Raw genomic sequence first — 2984 nt, 5'->3', positions numbered from 1 at the left:
CAATCTGAGGAATAGTGCCAATTTTAGTTGTCAATAAAGAAATCTGTTCTAATAATTGCTGATTTATCTGAGTAAGATGCTCGACCTTTATCTCAAGTTTAGAAATTTTTTCTGATTCTTTTGGTGATAAATTTATTTTATCTATTTTTTCATTCAAAACATGCAAATAACTGCTGTTCTCTTCTTCTTTGAATGATAATTCCCGATTTTTTTGAACAAGTCCATACAAAATTTGTCTAATGGTCGCATTAAAAAATACCTGCCTTTTCAGAATAGGCCATGCTATCCTCTTAAGAATCTTTTTAATATATTTACGTACCAGCTTATTGTATGTATTATTAAAAAATAGTAAATAATTGCCCTCTATTTCTGGATGTGAATAGTTGTGACTTTGTAATTCGTTAACGCTTGATAATTCTATATTTTTAATTTCATCGCTAGTAGCGGTAACAATTTTAATTGATTCACTTTTATCGTTGCTGTTATTAACGATTTTAATTGATTTATCGTAAGCATCAATAATACGATTAAATATTGTGTATTCTCTCATTCAAAAATTTTCTGTGTGAATATGAATAGAATAATAACTACATATTTTCAATAGCAATACTTAGTAAAGAATATTAATGGCAGTGTCGTCGATCGATTGAAGCGCACGATCGAGCGGATTGAGATAGTTGATGCTACTGAATCTAACATTGGTATCGCCTTCTAGATTGGGGTTTGAGGATACAGTAGCATAAATACTAACACGATCGATCTCAACATTGAAGTAACTTACATCTCGAGCAGATCTCGACCTCGTTGCGCGATCGAGATAGATGAGGTCTCGAAGTAACGATCGTCTCTGCTCAAAGCAGTTTGAGCTTATTAGAGCATTAGCACCTAACCTCGATTGCCAATGATGCCCCAGACAGATGCACGATACTGAGCTTACGATCGATCGCAATCCGTAGTGTCGATCGATCGTTACGCTCTCACCCACCCGTCGATTTAACACCTGCAATACCAAGCGTCGAACTTCTTGTCTCGATACCATGTTATTCAGGTGTACTTTAGCACTAAGTTGATGATAAAATGGTATTAAATCAGCAGAATACTACTACTCTAGTGCAAAATAGCACTAATTAAGTCTAGTCATGACAGCAACCAAGACGGTTAATACAGCAGCCGAATGTGCGAACGACAAAGGTGGTACCGCACCCACAGCACCAGAATTAGTGCTGCCAGAAGATGTGCGAATTACGATGTCAATTCCAGGCGAACTAACCGCAGTAATCGACAGACTCAGAAAGCCAACCAAAACCAGTCGCCGGACTTGGCTATTGCAAGCTGCTTACGAAAAGCTCAAACGCGATGGTGAAATATAACCCACATTCCGCACCGATCCTCGTTCGACCGAGCCTGAGCGGTGCGTACCCTGACGGGATAGCACACCCTACCAGATGCGAAAAATAAGGCTTTTTAGCAGCGATTTTATCAAGTGCGGAATGTGAAATATAACTACTAAATTTAGGGTCTGAATAGATGACATTTGAAGAGATGGATTTAATTCTACAGAAGATGGTTGTTGCTCAACGGGAATTTCAAGAGGAAGTGCGAACGATCGTCAGATCCAATGACAGGACTATTCAGGCGATGCTCGACCAAACGGCAACAGACAGATTGAAAAGAGATGAAGAAAGAGCAGAGCACCAGAGTAGAATCCAACTGTTAGAAGCTAACAACCGAATTCTCGCTAACACGCAGCAGGGAGTAGCAGCATTGCTGGGGTCGATTGATGAAGACCGTCCCACAATTTTGCGGAAGCTCAATACGATTGCCGAAGGCAGGTCTTCGACCAACGAGCAACAGACCAATTCTATCCTCGATCGTCTACCTCTAAAATAGTACCGATCGGATACTATTTAAGTGTTTAAATGCGGTTAAATCGGATCTATTCGATCTAGCGATTACTGCGGTCGATAACTTTGAATTTGCTGACCGTCGGGAGGACATTACCGAACAGATTGAGATATTGGCAGTATCATCGATCGATATGAAGCGTGCGATCTAAAGAGCCAGAGTAGGTCTTGACTCATCCGTCACTATCTCCAAATAATTCAAGTGAAGTGCAACGCATGAAATTGTCAAATTTCATGTAGTCACTTGTGATAAAATTGTACTAAAGCAAGTCTAACCTCCTCACCTAAAACTAGAATCAGCGTAAGCCCTTCTCTGACCTCGCTAAAGCTATGTATTAGTACGAGTTACCTAGATACCTACCCACCGCCGACAAACTGCCATGCTCCATGGTTGTATTGGTACGATCGAGATGCCAATCGCTATCCGACCCCATACGAACAGATCGAACTCGAACGCCAACGTGCCGACGATGCCGATCTCTTAATCGAACGAGAACGCCAACAAACCGATCGAGAACGCCAACGCGCCGAACGGTTGGCGGCTCAATTACGCGCGTTGGGCATCGAACCGGATTAGCGTTGGCGTAGTCGAGATCGCTGTAGGTAATCGTTCTAAATAGTAAGCTATTGACTTAATATCCACTTGAGAATACCAAGAATTTTCTGCACGGGTGTAACCAAATAATTAGTAGGATCGATCGTCACATCATTGCCTTCTAATTTAAGAAATTGCCAGAGCGTACCACTAGTTACACAACCATAAATAACTGGAATACTTCTATTTTTAAGCTGATTATAGCTTTGGGCTGCTACCATTTCAGCTACACATTGACCCAATCCACTTTCAATCTCCCCTCGTTTAGCCTCAACTAGCATTAATACCGGAGCATCGATTGTAAATTGATTTTCAGACTTGCTAAACAGAAAGTCACAGAAGCCATTTAAACCCTTCTCCTGGTCTACATTAAACTCTTCACCAGAAAATAATTGTACTTGCCGATTGACCAGTCTTCTTGCCTGAACCAAAATTGGGCTAACCAACAACTCAGACTTGGCTTTTTCAGATTTTGCCACCTCAGC

At 40.9% G+C, this 2984-nt stretch carries 5 protein-coding genes; 3 read left to right on the top strand and 2 right to left on the bottom strand.

Translation table 11 applies throughout. The annotated features are described in order from the left end of the window. Window positions 1–550: hypothetical protein (locus RMO52_RS10595; RefSeq protein WP_310413804.1), on the bottom strand; the 550-nt coding region annotated here is incomplete at its 3' end. A gap of 589 nt (window positions 551–1139) precedes the next feature. Here RMO52_RS10595 and RMO52_RS10590 point away from each other — a divergent pair. The 3 genes from RMO52_RS10590 to RMO52_RS10580 all read left to right on the top strand — a co-directional run bounded on the left by RMO52_RS10590 (window position 1140) and on the right by RMO52_RS10580 (window position 2481). Continuing rightward, window positions 1140–1370 (top strand): hypothetical protein, encoded by a 231-nt coding sequence (locus tag RMO52_RS10590; protein ID WP_309741300.1) that lies wholly within the window; start codon window positions 1140–1142, stop codon window positions 1368–1370. Between the two features lie 157 nt (window positions 1371–1527). Beyond that, entirely contained in the window at window positions 1528–1890 is a 363-nt protein-coding gene (locus RMO52_RS10585) for a hypothetical protein (RefSeq protein ID WP_310413801.1), read from the top strand. A 405-nt stretch (window positions 1891–2295) separates the two neighbouring features. Beyond that, window positions 2296–2481: a hypothetical protein gene (locus tag RMO52_RS10580; RefSeq protein WP_309741295.1), complete on the top strand. Its 186-nt coding sequence runs from the start codon at window positions 2296–2298 to the stop codon at window positions 2479–2481. A 47-nt stretch (window positions 2482–2528) separates the two neighbouring features. On the opposite strand, the gene RMO52_RS10575 is transcribed toward RMO52_RS10580, so the two are convergent. Next, a partial coding sequence (locus RMO52_RS10575; protein ID WP_310413798.1) for a hypothetical protein occupies window positions 2529–2984 on the bottom strand: 456 nt, incomplete at its 5' end.

The organism is Chamaesiphon sp. OTE_8_metabat_110 (genome assembly GCF_031382685.1).
In the GTDB taxonomy this organism is placed as follows: Bacteria; Cyanobacteriota; Cyanobacteriia; order Cyanobacteriales; family Chamaesiphonaceae; genus Chamaesiphon.
Note: the sequence above shows the minus strand (reverse complement) of the source record. Positions and strands in the feature narration are given on the sequence as shown.